This is a genomic window from uncultured Roseovarius sp. (assembly GCF_913057115.1).
In the GTDB taxonomy this organism is placed as follows: domain Bacteria; phylum Pseudomonadota; class Alphaproteobacteria; order Rhodobacterales; family Rhodobacteraceae; genus Roseovarius.
Genome location: NZ_CAJXNN010000041.1, coordinates 13,075 through 27,642 on the forward strand (window position 1 = coordinate 13,075; position 14,568 = coordinate 27,642).

Annotated in this window: 12 protein-coding genes; 9 read left to right on the forward strand and 3 right to left on the reverse strand. The window is 59.8% G+C overall.

Features of this window, described 5'->3' with window-relative positions; all coding sequences use genetic code 11:
* The first annotated feature begins 55 nt into the window (after window positions 1–55).
* The 6 genes from QZ498_RS14500 (at window position 56) to rarD (ending at window position 6,207) form a co-directional block, all read left to right on the forward strand.
* Window positions 56–3,070 carry a sarcosine oxidase subunit alpha family protein gene (locus QZ498_RS14500; RefSeq protein WP_294623475.1) on the forward strand — a complete coding sequence of 1,005 codons (3,015 nt, stop codon included), beginning with the start codon at window positions 56–58 and terminating at the stop codon, window positions 3,068–3,070.
* Entirely contained in the window at window positions 3,063–3,641 is a 579-nt protein-coding gene (locus QZ498_RS14505) for a sarcosine oxidase subunit gamma (protein WP_294623477.1), read from the forward strand. The genes QZ498_RS14500 and QZ498_RS14505 overlap by 8 nt, the downstream gene beginning before the upstream one ends.
* A 99-nt stretch (window positions 3,642–3,740) precedes the next feature.
* Complete coding sequence (locus QZ498_RS14510; RefSeq protein ID WP_294623479.1) at window positions 3,741–4,340, forward strand: superoxide dismutase; 600 nt, start codon at window positions 3,741–3,743, stop codon at window positions 4,338–4,340.
* Between the two features lie 124 nt (window positions 4,341–4,464).
* A complete protein-coding gene (locus QZ498_RS14515; protein WP_294623481.1) occupies window positions 4,465–4,683 on the forward strand; it encodes a hypothetical protein in 219 nt (72 codons plus the stop codon).
* A gap of 1 nt (window position 4,684) precedes the next feature.
* Complete coding sequence (locus tag QZ498_RS14520; RefSeq protein WP_294623483.1) at window positions 4,685–5,143, forward strand: host attachment family protein; 459 nt, start codon at window positions 4,685–4,687, stop codon at window positions 5,141–5,143.
* Between the two features lie 167 nt (window positions 5,144–5,310).
* Window positions 5,311–6,207, forward strand: a complete 897-nt coding sequence (gene rarD / locus QZ498_RS14525; protein WP_294623485.1) for an EamA family transporter RarD — start codon at window positions 5,311–5,313, stop codon at window positions 6,205–6,207.
* Here rarD and QZ498_RS14530 read toward each other — a convergent pair.
* Window positions 6,168–6,719, reverse strand: coding sequence for a TIGR00730 family Rossman fold protein (locus QZ498_RS14530; protein WP_294623487.1), 552 nt, complete (start codon window positions 6,717–6,719; stop codon window positions 6,168–6,170). The two genes, rarD and QZ498_RS14530, sit on opposite strands and share 40 nt — an antisense overlap.
* A gap of 102 nt (window positions 6,720–6,821) precedes the next feature.
* Here QZ498_RS14530 and QZ498_RS14535 point away from each other — a divergent pair, with 102 nt between their 5' ends.
* From QZ498_RS14535 to xrtE, 3 genes are all read left to right on the forward strand, one after another.
* The gene (locus tag QZ498_RS14535; protein WP_294623489.1) at window positions 6,822–7,991 is read left to right on the forward strand and encodes a LysM peptidoglycan-binding domain-containing protein; all 1,170 of its coding nucleotides are present in this window, start codon (window positions 6,822–6,824) and stop codon (window positions 7,989–7,991) included.
* A gap of 72 nt (window positions 7,992–8,063) precedes the next feature.
* Window positions 8,064–9,875: an ABC transporter ATP-binding protein/permease gene (locus tag QZ498_RS14540; protein WP_294623491.1), complete on the forward strand. Its 1,812-nt coding sequence runs from the start codon at window positions 8,064–8,066 to the stop codon at window positions 9,873–9,875.
* Window positions 9,876–9,940: 65 nt separating this feature from the next.
* A complete protein-coding gene (gene xrtE / locus QZ498_RS14545) occupies window positions 9,941–11,533 on the forward strand; it encodes an exosortase E/protease, VPEID-CTERM system (protein ID WP_294623493.1) in 1,593 nt (530 codons plus the stop codon).
* A 3-nt stretch (window positions 11,534–11,536) separates the two neighbouring features.
* On the opposite strand, the gene QZ498_RS14550 is transcribed toward xrtE, so the two are convergent.
* Window positions 11,537–11,803: a VPEID-CTERM sorting domain-containing protein gene (locus QZ498_RS14550; RefSeq protein WP_294623495.1), complete on the reverse strand. Its 267-nt coding sequence runs from the start codon at window positions 11,801–11,803 to the stop codon at window positions 11,537–11,539.
* A gap of 209 nt (window positions 11,804–12,012) precedes the next feature.
* Window positions 12,013–14,568: efflux RND transporter permease subunit (locus QZ498_RS14555; RefSeq protein ID WP_294623497.1), on the reverse strand; the 2,556-nt coding region annotated here is incomplete at its 5' end.

A 14,568-nucleotide genomic window follows, 5' to 3' on the forward strand; every position in this document is an offset into this window, starting at 1 on the left:
TCTTTCCAAAAATACTCACATTCCGACCATCACCACTGGCACGAGGGCCTAGGACATGAGCACACGTCTCGCCACTGGCGGCCGCCTTCTCAATAAATCCCGCACCATGGGCTTCTCTTTCAACGGCAAACAGTTGAAGGGCGTCGAAGGCGATACACTCGCCTCCGCGCTTCTGGCCAATGATCAGATGCTTGTCGGGCGCTCCTTCAAATACCACCGCCCGCGCGGCATCGTCGCCTCGGGCGGCGAAGAACCCAACGCGCTTGTGGGGCTGGGCGAGGACAACAAGTTCGAACCCAACCAGCGCGTCACCACGACCGAGCTGTTCGATGGCCTGACCTGCACCTCGCAGAACCACTGGCCCAGCCTTGAGTTCGACGTGGGCGTCATCAACTCAAAGCTTTTCGCGCGCTTCCTGCCCGCGGGCTTCTATTACAAGATGTTCATTCACCCGCGCCCCTTGTGGAAGCACGTCTATGAACCCTTCATCCGCCAATCGGCGGGTCTGGGCAAAGCACCCCGCGACCGCGATCAGGATACCTACGAACACTTCTACGCCTTCTATGACGTGGTGGTGATCGGCGGCGGCGTGGCCGGGCTTCAGGCGGCAAAAGCCGCAGGGCTGGCCGGGGCCAAGGTCCTGCTGATGGAACAAGACCCCCACTGGGGCGGTCGCGCGCCGGTGGATGGCGGCACCATCGACGGCCAAGACCCGCAGGCCTTTGTCGACGCTACCCTGTCCGAACTTGAGTCTATGTCCAACGTTACCCTGCGCAACCGCATGATGGGCGCAGGCGTCTACGACCACGGCTATGTTCTGGGCTACGAGCGTGTGAACGATCATAGGCCCACGGCCAAAGGCCCGCGTCACCGCCTCTGGCGCATCCGTGCCGGGCAGATCATCACCGCCACCGGCGCCATCGAACGCCCGCTCAGTTTTGCAGGCAACGACATTCCCGGCGTGATGCTCGCCTCGGCGGTACGCGATTACGTGGTGAACTACGGCGTGTCGATCGGCGACCGCACCGTTGTCGTCACCAACAACGACGATGCCTACCTCACCGCCATCACCCTCAAAGAGGCTGGCCTTGAGGTTCCCGTGATCCTCGACGCCCGCGCCTCGGGCGGCGGCGCACTGGCCGACCGTGCCCGCGAGATGGGCATTCGCGTTGAAACCGGCAAAGGCATCGCATCGGTCAAAGGCAACAAGCGCGTCGAAGGCGTGGCGATCTGCGCCCAAGCCGGCGAAGGCGCGGTGCTTGAGGAAATCAAATGCGATGCGGTCGCCATGTCGGGCGGCTGGTCCCCCGTTGTGCACCTCTGGTCGCATTGCGGCGGTAAACTCGTTTGGGACGAGGCCGAAGCGATGTTCCGCCCCGACCCCGAAAAGGCCCCCACCGGCGATACCGGCGAAGGCTTCGTCATCGCTGCCGGTGCCGCCAACGGTCAGTTTGCACTGGGCGACGCCCTGACGGACGCCCAAAAAGCAGGCGAAGCCGCCGCCAAGGCCACCGGCCACAAAGGCAAAGCAGGCAAAGCCCCCGCGGGCGAGGCCCCGGCCTATGCCGCGATTGAGCCCGTCTGGATGATGCCGCAAGGCGCCAACATCAAGCTGCGCATGAAAGCCTGGCTCGATTTCCAGAACGACGTGAAGGTCTCCGACGTGCAGTTGGCTGCCCGCGAAGGGTTCGAGTCGGTCGAACACGCCAAGCGCTACACCACCCTCGGCATGGCCACCGACCAAGGTAAGCTCAGCAATATCAACGGCTTGGCGATCCTCTCGGATGCGCTCGGTCAGGCGATCCCGCAAACCGGGACAACCACCTTCCGCCCGCCCTACACGCCGATTTCCCTGTCCTCCATCGCGGGCAATGCCATCGGCGACACCTTCCAGCCGATCCGCAAAACCCCGATGCACGACTGGCACGAGGAAAACGGCGCCCATTGGGAGCCGGTGGGCGCATGGCGTCGCCCCTATACCTTCCAAAAACCGGGCGAGAGCGTCGAAGACGCGGTCACCCGCGAGATCAAGCAAACCCGCGACAGCCTCGGGCTGCTGGATGCCTCCACCTTGGGCAAGATCATCGTCAAGGGCCCCGACGCGGGCAAGTTCCTCGACATGCTCTACACCAACATGATGTCGACCCTGAAACCGGGCCGCTGCCGCTATGGCCTGATGTGCGGCGAAAACGGATTCCTGCAGGATGACGGCGTGGTGGCCCGAATCGACGAGGACACCTTCCTCTGCCACACAACCACCGGTGGAGCGGACAGCATCCACGCCCATATGGAAGAGTGGCTGCAAACCGAATGGTGGGATTGGAAGGTGTATACCGCCAATGTCACCGAACAATACGCCCAGATCGGCGTCGTTGGCCCCAATTCTCGGAAAACATTGGAAAAACTCACTGATGATGACATCTCGGCCGAGGGTCTGACCTTCATGGGTTGGAAGGACATCACCCTCGATGGTATCCCTGCGCGAGTTTACCGCATTTCCTTCTCGGGAGAGTTGAGTTATGAAATCTCCGTGCCTGCCAGCCGGGGGCGCGCCCTTTGGGACAGGTTGGTGCAGGCAGGGGAAGAGTACGGCGTGACCCCATATGGCACCGAAGGGCTGCATGTGATGCGGGCCGAAAAAGGTTTCATCATGATTGGGGACGAAACCGACGGTACGGTCATCCCCCAAGACCTGATGATGCATTGGGCGATTTCCAAGAAGAAAGAGGACTACCTCGGCAAGCGCGCGCAAGAGCGCGAGCATATGGCCGATCCCAACCGCTGGAAGCTGGTGGGCCTTGAAACCACCGATGGCACTGTGCTGCCCGATGGCGCCTATGCCGTGGCCGACGGCACCAACGCCAATGGTCAGCGCAACGTGCAGGGCCGGGTCACCTCGACCTACTACTCGCCCACGCTGGACCGTGGCATCGCCATGGGCCTGGTCCACAACGGCCCGGACCGGATGGGCGAGGTGCTGGACTTCCCCAAGGTGGATGGCACCATCGTAAAAGCGAAAATCGTCGATCAGGTCTTCTTTGACAAAGACGGAGAAAAGCAAAATGTCTAACGCCGCCGTCAGCGCCCTCAACGGCGCCACAGTACAGGGCTTTGCCCGCGTCGAGGAAACGGGCCTTCACGGCATGATCACCCTGCGCGGGGATCTGGCCTCTGCCAAGGTGAAAAAGGCCGTCAAGGAGGCCACGGGTCAGGATGTTCCGGCCCTGCGCACCATCAACACCGGCGACAGCGGCGCGGTGGCATGGATGTCGCCCGACGAATTGCTCGTCATGGTGGACTACGATCAGGTCGATGATACGCTTGCCACGATTGAAAGCACCCTTGCCGGTGAACATTTTCTCGCCGTCAATGTCTCGGATGCCCGCGCGATGTTCCGCGTGTCGGGTAGTGGCGCAGGGGTGCGCGAAGCACTGGCCAAGCTCTGCCCCGTCGACATGGCCCCGGGTGAATTTGAACCGGGCATGTTCCGCCGCACCCGCATGGCGCAAATTCCCGCCGCCATCTGGATGCCCGACGCCGAATGCGTGCACATCGTCTGTTTCCGTTCGGTGGCCGAATATACCTTCAACCTGCTGCGAGATGCCGTGGCCGAAGGTGGTGAGGTCGGGCTCTTTTCCTGACGGTTTTGGACGGATTTATACGCCTTTGGGCCTTGACCTTACGGGGTCAAGGCTACCATGTAGTGGCATGTAAATTTTCAAAACGAACAGGGGGCCCACATGGCTTTTGAACTTCCCGATCTTCCCTATTCGCATGACGCGCTCGCCGATTACGGCATGAGCCGCGAAACGCTGGAATACCACCACGACATTCACCACAAGGCCTATGTCGACAATGGCAACAAGGCCATCGCCGGGACCGAGTGGGAAGGCAAATCCGTCGAAGAGATCATCAAGGGCACCTATGACGCCAATGCCGTCGCCCAAAACGGTATCTTCAACAATGCCTCGCAATACTGGAACCACAACCAGTTCTGGGAAATGATGGCCCCCGGCGGCACCGGCATGCCCGGTGAGCTTGAAAAAGCCATCAACGAATCCTTCGGCTCGCTTGATGAGTTCAAATCGCAATTTGCCGCCGCAGGTGCCGGTCAGTTCGGCTCGGGCTGGGCATGGCTGGTCAAAGACACTGACGGCTCGCTCAAGGTGACCAAAACCGAAAACGGCGTGAACCCGCTCTGCTTCGGTCAAACCGCGCTTCTGGGCTGCGATGTCTGGGAACACTCCTACTACATCGACTTCCGCAACAAGCGTCCGGCCTACCTCGACAACTTCCTGAACAACCTCGTGAACTGGGAAAACGTCGCCTCGCGCATGTAATCCCGGCCCTCAACGACCGTTCAACGCACCCCTCGGCCTGTCGCCGGGGGGTGTTTTCGTTTGGCCGGAACCTGACCGGGCTTGCTTGCGTTTCATCAATGACAGCAACCAAACGGAGGCAAGAATGGCAGAGCGTCACAGATCGAAGGATGGCAGCCGCGACAGCGAAAACATCCTCGGCGACAAGCATCATGTCGCGGATCAGGGTCGCTCGGGCGGCAACCTTGCTCGCAAAATCGCAACCCGCGACGAAGAAAAGCGCGCCAAGGAACGCCCCGGCGGATCGACCCGCGTGACCCAATCCGACGAACACGACAGCGGCACAAATCGAGGAGACGAATGATATGGCCACTTTGACGAACGGAACATGGGTATTGATTGCCGATGGTGAAAAGGCCCTGTTTCTCAGGAACACGCTGGATGCGATCAACCCTGGCCTTGAGATTGTGAAGAAAGAAGAACAAGACAATCCCTCGGACTATGAACAATCGGCCAACCGTCCCGGCCGAATGCAGGATGGTGGCGTTGGACAACTGTCCGCGATGGACGATACCGACTGGCACGAATTGGCCAAGGATCGTTTCGCCGATGATCTGGCCGACAAGCTGTATCACTACGCCCATAAAGGCGCCTTCGATCGGATCGTTCTGGTCGCCTCCTCCGGGACCTTGGGGCAGTTGCGCAAAAAGCTCCACAAGGAAGTTGAAGATCGTGTCGTCGGCGAGCTGCCAAAGGATCTGACGAACCATCCGCTCGACAAGGTTGAAAAGATGCTCAAGAAGGAATTCGACCCCAACCTCTAACGCTACGATAGCGCCAAAACGTACGAGTCGTACGCCCCGCTGGTTTCACCGCCCGAGTTTCGTACGAAACTCCTGTGCAAAACGTACGACCCGTACGCTTTTCCCACTTGCCAATCCCCGCGCCATCCCCCACCCCTAGGGCGGTCTGCAAAGGGATGGGAAAGACAATGCGCGAGCCGGTCAAAGGTGTTCTTGCCATGGTGGCCTGCTGCACGATCTGGGGCCTCTCGGCGATCTATTACAAGCTGCTCGAACACATCCCACCACTTGAGATATTGGCCCATAGAACCCTGTGGTCATTGGCTTTTTTCGCTTTGGTCTTGGTCGTTCAGCGGCGGTTTCACATGCTTGTATCCGCCGTGGGCACGCGCCGCTCCGCCGCCACGATCGGCGCGGCGGCCTTGTTGATCTCGCTGAACTGGTTCACCTTCATCACGTCAATTCAACTAGGCAAAGCGGTCGAGGCCTCCCTTGGCTACTACATCTTCCCCTTGGTCAGCGTCATCATGGGGGCCATCGTGTTCAAGGAACGCTTGGGGCGGGTGCAAATCTTGGCTGTCCTCTTGGCAGGTCTGGCGGTGACCACCCTAACCGCCGGTCTTGGGGTGGCACCTTGGATCGCCCTTGTTCTGGCTGTGAGCTTCGGCCTCTATGGCGTTGTAAAAAAAGGGCTTTCGGTTGGTCCGGTCGTCTCGGTCACGGCCGAGGTTCTGATGCTGTCGCCCATCGCCATTGCGGTTTTGGGCTTTGTTCACGGCCAAGGCGGCGGCAGTTTCGCCACCAACTGGCAAGACAGCCTGCTCTTGGCCTTCTCCGGTATCCTCACCGGCCTGCCGCTGATCCTGTTCAGCTATGCCACCAAGCGCGTCATGCTCTCGACAGTGGGGCTGGTTCAGTACTTGAACCCCAGCCTGCAATTCCTTGTAGCCACACTGATTTTCCGCGAAGCGTTCAGTGTTTGGCACGCCATTGCCTTTGGCATGATCTGGACAGCTTTGGCGCTCTACACCACCTCGGCGCTACGTCAGGACAGGGCCGCGCGTAGGGCCGCCATCAGCCCTTGAATATCCTCGACCACCTCAACGAAATCCAACAGGCTCTCATCGGCGAATTCCTCAGCGATGACATGATTCATCAATTGCATTAGGGGTGTCCAGTAACCATCTGTATTCAAAAGATAGATCGGTTTCTCATGTAGGCCAAGTTGCCGCCATGTAAGCACCTCGAAGAACTCATCCAGCGACCCCGCGCCACCGGGTAAAACCACGATCGCGTCCGAGTTCATGAACATCACTTTTTTGCGCTCATGCATGGTTTCGGTCACCACGTACCGCGTAAGGTCGGTCTTGCCCACTTCCCAGCGAACGAGATGCTCGGGGATCACGCCGAAGGTCTCGCCACCGGCCGTCTGCGCCGCCCGCGCCACCGCCCCCATCAATCCTACGTCCCCCGCGCCATAAACCAAGCGATAGCCCCCTTCGGCCAACAAGGCTCCAAGCCGTGTGGCTTCCGCCTCATAAGTGGGCCGCGCCCCCGCGCGTGAGCCGCAAAAGACACAGATTGATCGTGTTGGCATGGAATTTGCCCCAAGTCTCAAAGGGTTGTTTTGACCAGTGATAGCCTTGTTGCTATGGTCCAGCAAGCGTGTGGCGCGGGGACGTCTCACAAGGGGAAGCGCATGAGCAAACTTGCGGGATTGGCCGGGGGGCCTGGCCTGGCTATTACAGCGACGGCGGTCATCGTGATCGGTGGCGGTCTGGGGCTTTATGCCCTTGGCGTCTTGTCGCAGGACGACGTGCCGGACCAAGAGCAACCCGTCGTTTCCATTGCTGAACCGCAGGCGGAAACAGATCAGGCGACACAAACCAAGCCCGACCCTGCCACGCCCGATTTGCCGCAAGCTCCGAAAATCTCCAACTTTCGATTGGCTCCGGATGGGGCTTTGCTGGTGGCTGGAAAGGCATCCGCAGGCTGGGAGGTGGCGATCCTTCTGGACGGAGCCGAACTTACACGCGTGCCGACCGACCCAAGCGGGGATTTCGTGGCCTTCCACGATATCTCGCCCAGTTCCGAACCCCGCATCCTGACGGTGAATACCTACGCTCCAGAGGGCGGCACGATACTGAAATCCAGGGACGAGATCATCGTTGCCCCGATGGCTGCCGCAATTGAGATGGCCAAATCGCCCGACCCTGCGATATTGGATATCGACCAGACACCGCCGGACGCGGATATCGGTGAGACAGCCGAACTTGATGTCGCACAATCTCAGGCCCCTGATATAAAACAGGAAAGCGCCCCTTCGCAGGCGGTGCTTCTCTCTAATGCCGAGGGTGTCGAGGTGTTGCAGCCTGCGGTGTCCAAAGACAGCAACCCCGAGGTTATGACCAGCGTGGCGCTGGATGCGATCACCTATGCCGAGGACGGCGGCGTGCAACTTGCCGGTCGTGCGCAGGGTGAAGGTTTCGTGCGCATCTATCTGGACAACAGCGCAATCACCACATCGCGCATTACGGAAGATGGGAGCTGGCGAACCGATCTGCCAAGTGTCGATACCGGTGTCTACACCCTTCGGATTGACGAGGTTGGCGCTGATGGACAGGTCACGTCGCGGGTTGAAACCCCCTTCAAGCGTGAAGCGCAGGAGGTGATCGCCACCCAAGACGACCTTGGCCAAAGCGTGCGTGCCGTGACTGTTCAGCCGGGGTCGACTCTCTGGGCCATATCGCGCCGCAACTACGGCGAGGGAATGATGTATGTGCGCATTTTCGAGGCCAACAAGGATCGTATCCGCGATCCTGACCTGATTTATCCAGGTCAGGTGTTTACCGTCCCCAACGGCGGCTAGAAACATAGCGGGGCTGGCCTTCCGGCCTATCGCGGCCTATCTGTGTGCGACGTGTTCAAGACAGGCTCCCCAATGCGCCGATCTACCCTGACAACCACCGACATGCCCGCCGACGGCTGGTCCACGATCCGCCGGGTCGCCCCGTACCTGTGGCCGGATGGTCAGGCATGGGTGAAGCGCCGCGTGGTCTTCGCGCTTATCGCGCTTTTCGTGGCCAAGCTGGTGGCAGTGGGAACGCCCTATTTCTACAAGGCAGCCGTGGATGCCCTGTCAGGTGAAGGGCAGAACCCGGCCTGGATGTTGGGCGCTGGGGCCGTTGGCCTGACCGTGGCCTATGGGATGGCGCGCCTGATGAATGTGGGATTTCAACAGCTTAGGGATGTGATCTTTGCGCGAGTTGCGCAGCGCGCCCTGCGGCAACTGGCGCTGGAGACCTTCACGCATATCCACCGCATGTCGCTGCGCTATCATATCACGCGAAAGACGGGCGGGTTAAGCCGGATCATCGAGCGTGGGGTGAAAGGGGTGGAATTCCTCCTGCGCTTTTTGCTCTTCTCCATCGGCCCCTTGGTACTTGAGCTTTTGATGATCGGCATCGTTCTCTGGACGCTCTTCGATTTTTGGTACTTGGCCGTGGTGGTCGGTGTCATCGCCGCCTACGTGGCCTTTACCTTCAAGGTAACCGAATGGCGGGTGAAGCTGCGCAAGCAGATGAACGACCAAGATACCGACGCCAACCAAAAAGCCATAGACAGCCTCCTGAATTTTGAAACCGTCAAGTATTTCGGTGCAGAGGAGCGTGAGGCCGCGCGATATGACGCGGCGATGGAGGGGTATGAAACCGCCGCGTTGCAAACCTCTTATTCGCTGGCATTCCTGAATTTCGGGCAGTCGATGCTGATCACGGGCGGGTTGGTTGCCGTTATGGTCATGGCCGCCTTTGGCGTTCAGAACGGGAGTTTGACAGTGGGCGACTTCGTCATGGTCAATGCCTACATGATCCAGATTACCATGCCGCTGAATTTCCTTGGCACGGTCTATCGGGAGATACGTCAATCCCTTGTCGATATGGGCGAAATGTTCGGATTGTTAGAGCAAAGCCCCGATGTTTCGGATAAAAGTGATGCCAAGGTTCTGAATGTGCAAGGAGGTGAGGTGCATCTCGACGCGGTCGAGTTCGGATATGACCCCGAACGCCCCATCCTGAAAGGGATCGACCTTCGCGTGAAGCCCGGTGAAACCGTGGCCATCGTCGGGCCGTCAGGCTCGGGCAAATCCACTATCGGCCGACTGCTTTTCCGGTTCTACGATGTGCAGGGCGGGGCATTGCGGATCGACGGCCAAGACCTGCGGGATGTCACGCAGAAAAGCCTGCACGCCGCTATCGGCGTGGTGCCACAGGATACTGTGTTGTTCAACGATACCGTCGGCTACAACATCGGTTATGGCCGCGATGCCGCGACCCAAGCCGAAATTGAAAAGGCCGCCAAGGCCGCGCAGATCCACGAGTTCATTCAAAGCCTGCCAGAGGGCTACAACACGCAAGTGGGCGAACGCGGTCTGAAACTCTCGGGCGGTGAGAAACAGCGGGTCGGCATCGCTCGCACCCTTCTCAAGAATCCGCCGATCCTGCTTCTGGACGAGGCGACAAGTGCTTTGGATACCGAGACCGAGCGGGACATCCAAGGCGCGCTGAAAAGGGCCGGCGAGGGGCGTACCGTGATCACCATTGCGCACCGCCTTTCAACCGTGGCCGATTCCGACCGCATCGTTGTCTTGGAAGAGGGGCGCATCGTCGAAGAAGGCACCCACGCAGACCTTTTGACAAAGCAGGGCCGCTACGCCAGCCTATGGCAACGGCAACAGGCAGAAGAGGCGGCCTGACCTACGCCTGCAATTTCCATGTCTTTTCCTTCTTTTCAACATGGTCTTTGGTGAGATTGGCGCGCATGACACAAGTGGAGTCGATCAAGATGTCGCAACGCGCGGTCTGGATCGGGATGCTGTTCGCGGCGGAACTGGTGGCCATCGTGGTCGCCTTTCAGGTCTTGGCCTCGGTCGAATGTCGGTTAACGACCCTAGAAACAGCATGCCGTGGGTTGCGCGGGGCCGTGGTGCGGGCCCTGTGCCTTGGCTGCATGTTGGGCATCTACCTTTGGGCCTTGCCGCCCGCACGCCGCAGCTTCGCAGCAATGGCCGAGGCCCGATTTGGTGGAAAGCCTTGGCTGTTGCTGCATGTATTTGGCCTTGGGGCGGCCTTCCTGACACTGTTTCTGGTGCCGCAATCCGAATTGAATGCCGCCTTCGCGGTTATCTTCCCGATACTCGTGGTCGGCGGTACCATGGCCGCCATCGGTGGCCTTTTCTGGTTGGCCCGGCCCAGAGATTGGGGGGCTTGGCTGCGTCCGCGCTGGCGCGGTTTGCTGGGCTTCGGTTTTGTCGCCCTGATCTTGCCGGATATCGCCGATTTCGTTGCCCCGCTTTGGTATTGGCGGACCCTGACCGAGATCACCTTCATCGGCGTTGCGGTATTGCAGACGCTTTTGTCCGAGGTCCCGGTGGTCGATTTCTCGGCGCAGATCATCGGTACCAACGGCTTCAATGTGGCCGTGGCCGACAGTTGCTCGGGCATTGAGGGGTTTGCCCTTATTACGGCATTTCTGGCGCTTTACGCCGTACTGTTTCGCGATACCATTCGGATGGGTCGCTTCTGGCTGGTGGTTTGGCCCGTGGCGATTTTCCTGAGCTGGCTGCTCAATATCGTTCGGATTACGGCCCTCATTCTGATCGGGGCCCACGCCTCGCCGGAACTGGCGGTAAACGGGTTTCACAGTTTCGCAGGCTGGTTGTTTTTCACGGGTTTGGCGATCGGGGTCCTGATCGCCGTCAGTAAAATCCGCTGGTTGCACAAGGCATCAAACCTGGGGCCGGCAATGCCTTTGTCCCAAGATGACGCCGCCGCGCGAATCCTGCCTTTTGTCGTTTTCATGCTGTCGGGCATTGTGGTCAACGCCTTCTGGCAGGCACCCGAATTGGGCTATCCGATGCAAGTCGTTGCGATGGCTGGGGCGCTTTTTTACGTGCGCCGCCCTCTCGCTGCATATCTTGAGCGGCCAACGGGACTGGCTGTCGTGGCGGGCATTGCCGTCGGGGTCGGCTGGGTTCTCTTGGCACCCGAACCCGACACAGCATCGCTGGCGCTTGCCGCGTTATCGCCCTTGGCCTTCGCCGCATGGGCCATGGTGCGAATTCTCGGTACCGTGGCCCTTGTGCCCCTGATCGAAGAGGTGTTTTTCCGTGGCTATCTACAGGCCCGCATCGACGATGGAACATGGCTGCGCCGCGTGCTGGCCATTGCCCTATCCGCGGGGGCCTTCGCCCTTCTGCACGGTCGTTGGCTTGAGGCCGGGATCGCCGGGGTCGTCTTTTCGCTGCTCTACATACGACAAGGGCGGCTGGCTGATGCCATAACCGCCCATGCTGTTGCCAATGCCCTGATTGCCTTGGTCGCCGCATGGCGGGGCGATTGGACCTTGATCTAAGGTTTATTGTGCGCGACGGCGCTTGATTTCCCAAGCAAGCGCCAGCGTGGCCAAAACCGCCGCCATGGCCAGAACGCCTGTGGATGCGTCGATTTCCGGAACTGCCGATGCGGTCGCGGTGCCGGACGATGATCCGCCCGAACTCGACGAGCCGCCGCCCGACCAACTGTAAAACCAGCTTTGCCACCAGCTATAGCTCTGCGCAGAGGCCATCGCGGATGTGCTTGCATATGCCAGACTGGCAAGCACGGATGTCTTGAGCAATTTCATCTCATCAATCCTCTCAATCACTCCGTATCATAAATGCACATAATTTGAATGATGGCAAAAGCTTGATGCATGACGTGTCATTTTGTTGCCGAAACGGAAACGCCAGTTAACAATACACTCAATTGTCCCGCGGGTATCTACGAAAACTGCTCAAAAGATTGGCATTGCGGCAAAACTGTGGCGTGCCCGATTGATTCGGCCCCTCACCGTTATTCTGCCGCTCTCAACGGACGGCCATTCTCGTCCTTGCCGGTTTTGCCGCTTTCTCCGAGCACGCGCTTTATGTCCTCGGCCCCCGGGGTGCCGCCTTGCTCGTCTTCATAGCCGGTTAAGTCGCCGTATTCCTCCCAGAGGATTTCAGGTGCCTTTGTATGCCCCGCAGCCCGGTTCAAGGCCCAGTCCTGTGCCGCCCGGCTGCTGCGGCCCAGCGAAAGCATGGCAAGGCCGCGTGCGCCCCATTGCACATAGGTCGTCGCCCAGACCCGAAGGGCCAGCATGGAGGGCGTGAAAATGAGCGTCAGCATCGTTGCGATGCCAAGGCCAAAGACCACCGCCGTGGCCAATTGCTTCCACCACAGGGACGTGGGCGAGTTGAAGGAATAGCCCCCGTTGATGAAATCAAGGCTCAGGCCGAACATCATCGGCGCAAGGCCGGCCATCGTCGTGATCGTGGTCAGCAAAACGGGCCGGATACGCGCCTCGGCGGTGCGGGTAATCGCATCAATCCGAGGCATATAGCGGCTGTATTCCTGATAGGTGTCGATCAGCACGATATTGTTGTTCACCACGATCCCGGCCAAAGCCACGATGCCAGTGCCGGTCATGATGATCGAAAACGGCTGGTTCATCACCAGCATGCCTATCAAGACCCCGGTGGTGGAGAGTACCACCGCCAAGAGTACCAGAACCGCGTTATAGACGCTGTTGAACTGCGCGAGCAGGATGATGAACATCAGGCCCAAGGCCCCGGCAAAGGCCTTTTGCAGGAAGGCGCCGGATTCCTCTTGGTCCTCTTGGTCGCCCGTCCATTCATAGGAAACACTTTCGGGCAGGGCGCCGCTTTCCAGCCACTCGGTCAGGGTCTCAATCCGCTCATTGGCGGTGATCGGCACCTCGACACCATCGCCATCTTCCCCGGCCACGGTTTTGGTCAGACCTTCCTTGACCCCGGCTTTCACGTCGAAATACCGGGTCTGATCGACACGGTCGATCTGGGCCAGCTTTTGCACCGGTTCGCGGGTGATGAAATTCGACAGCGGCACAAGGCCATCTTCGGTGCGCACCTTCAGGGTGTCCAAGGTGCTGAGCACACGGTCTTTCTCGGGCAGGCGCACGCGGATGTCGATTTCCTCGTCAGAGGAAGGCACCCGCATCGTGTCCAGCAGGATACCCCGCGTCACCAGCTGCACCATGGCGCCCACCGTGGCCACATCCGCGCCATAGCGCCCCGCCTTTTCGACATCGACATTGATCTGCCAATCAATACCGGGCAGGGGCAGGGTATCTTCCACAAGCGTCAGGCCCTTAGTCTCGTCAAACCTCTCGCGGGCTTTGCGCGTGGCCTCTTGCAGCTCTTCCCAATTGTCGCCTTTCAGGCGCAGATGCACCGGCTTGGCCGAGGCCGGGCCACGCGCCTGCGCCAGGATCTCGATCTGGATGCCGGGGATTTGCTCCAACTCGGCGGTCAATTCATCAATGATCGTGTCGCCATCGAACTCTTCTGCGCTCACCGCGCGGCGCACCGTGTAATCGAGGACCGGGATGGTGAACCACGCCTCCGTCTCGGTCGGGCGCTCGTCCCACGGGATGGTCTCAAGCTGAACCTGCCCGATAGTATCCAGCGGCGGCTGCGCGCCTCCGGTGTTGTTGTTCAGCCCCCCTTCCCCCGCGAAGGCAAAGGCGGTCTCCACGCCGGGGTGGGCCAGTACGACCCGCTCGACCTGTTCGACAAGGTCATCCTTTTGGTCGATCGAAAGGTTGCCACGGCCACGCACGTAAACGATGGCCTGTTCCGGCTCTGACTCGACGAAGAACTCGGTGCCGTTGTTGTTGTTCACGTAATAAATCAGGACCGAACCGACGAGCACAAAAATCGTCGCAAAGGCCACAAGCGGCATCACCGGGTTGGAGGCAATCGCATGGATGAACCAGCCAAAGGGCGTCCGCCGATATCCGGCGTCAACCCGACCCTTGCGTTGCCGGAAAACCTTGGTTTTGAGCCATGCAAACGCATTCCGGAATCGCCGGACAATCGCCATGACCGCCAGCAACAGGGCGACCACCCCGGCAATCGCCATCGCGGCCAGCGAGACAACACCAAGCAACAAGACAAAGACCGTCGCAAGCGTCGGGATGACCGAAGACAGGATTTGCCCCGCGTCCATTTGACCAAATTGGGTCGATACCTCGTTCAACAGAACGGGCGCCACTGAACCAGCCAGGAAAACCGCCGCCGCCGCCACCGGAAACAGCAGCACATGCCACAGCCAGAACCCATCTCCGATCTGCGAAATCCGGGTGTTGAACCAGCGCTCTGTGCGCCCTGTGACCCCGCCCATCACCGGCAAGTACACCAAAGCCACAAGAAGCGAGGCCGAAAGAACGAAAATCAGGGTCACCGGCAACATGCCCATGAACTCCCCCGGCACACCGGGCCAGAAAAGCATGGGCAGGAAGGCACAAAGCGTGGTCGCGGTCGAGCTGACCACCGGCCAGAACATCCGCTTGGCCGAGGCGACATAGGCATGCATCGGGCCTTCGCCCTC

What these genes read in the sequence shown, in the direction of transcription:
- QZ498_RS14500 (WP_294623475.1), top strand. Translation starts at nt 56, where the DNA reads ATGAGCACACGTCTCGCCACTGGCGGCCGCCTTCTCAATAAATCCCGC.
- QZ498_RS14505 (WP_294623477.1), top strand. Translation starts at nt 3,063, where the DNA reads ATGTCTAACGCCGCCGTCAGCGCCCTCAACGGCGCCACAGTACAGGGC.
- QZ498_RS14510 (WP_294623479.1), top strand. Translation starts at nt 3,741, where the DNA reads ATGGCTTTTGAACTTCCCGATCTTCCCTATTCGCATGACGCGCTCGCC.
- QZ498_RS14515 (WP_294623481.1), top strand. Translation starts at nt 4,465, where the DNA reads ATGGCAGAGCGTCACAGATCGAAGGATGGCAGCCGCGACAGCGAAAAC.
- QZ498_RS14520 (WP_294623483.1), top strand. Translation starts at nt 4,685, where the DNA reads ATGGCCACTTTGACGAACGGAACATGGGTATTGATTGCCGATGGTGAA.
- rarD (WP_294623485.1), top strand. Translation starts at nt 5,311, where the DNA reads ATGCGCGAGCCGGTCAAAGGTGTTCTTGCCATGGTGGCCTGCTGCACG.
- QZ498_RS14530 (WP_294623487.1), bottom strand. Translation starts at nt 6,719, where the DNA reads ATGCCAACACGATCAATCTGTGTCTTTTGCGGCTCACGCGCGGGGGCG.
- QZ498_RS14535 (WP_294623489.1), top strand. Translation starts at nt 6,822, where the DNA reads ATGAGCAAACTTGCGGGATTGGCCGGGGGGCCTGGCCTGGCTATTACA.
- QZ498_RS14540 (WP_294623491.1), top strand. Translation starts at nt 8,064, where the DNA reads ATGCGCCGATCTACCCTGACAACCACCGACATGCCCGCCGACGGCTGG.
- xrtE (WP_294623493.1), top strand. Translation starts at nt 9,941, where the DNA reads ATGACACAAGTGGAGTCGATCAAGATGTCGCAACGCGCGGTCTGGATC.
- QZ498_RS14550 (WP_294623495.1), bottom strand. Translation starts at nt 11,803, where the DNA reads ATGAAATTGCTCAAGACATCCGTGCTTGCCAGTCTGGCATATGCAAGC.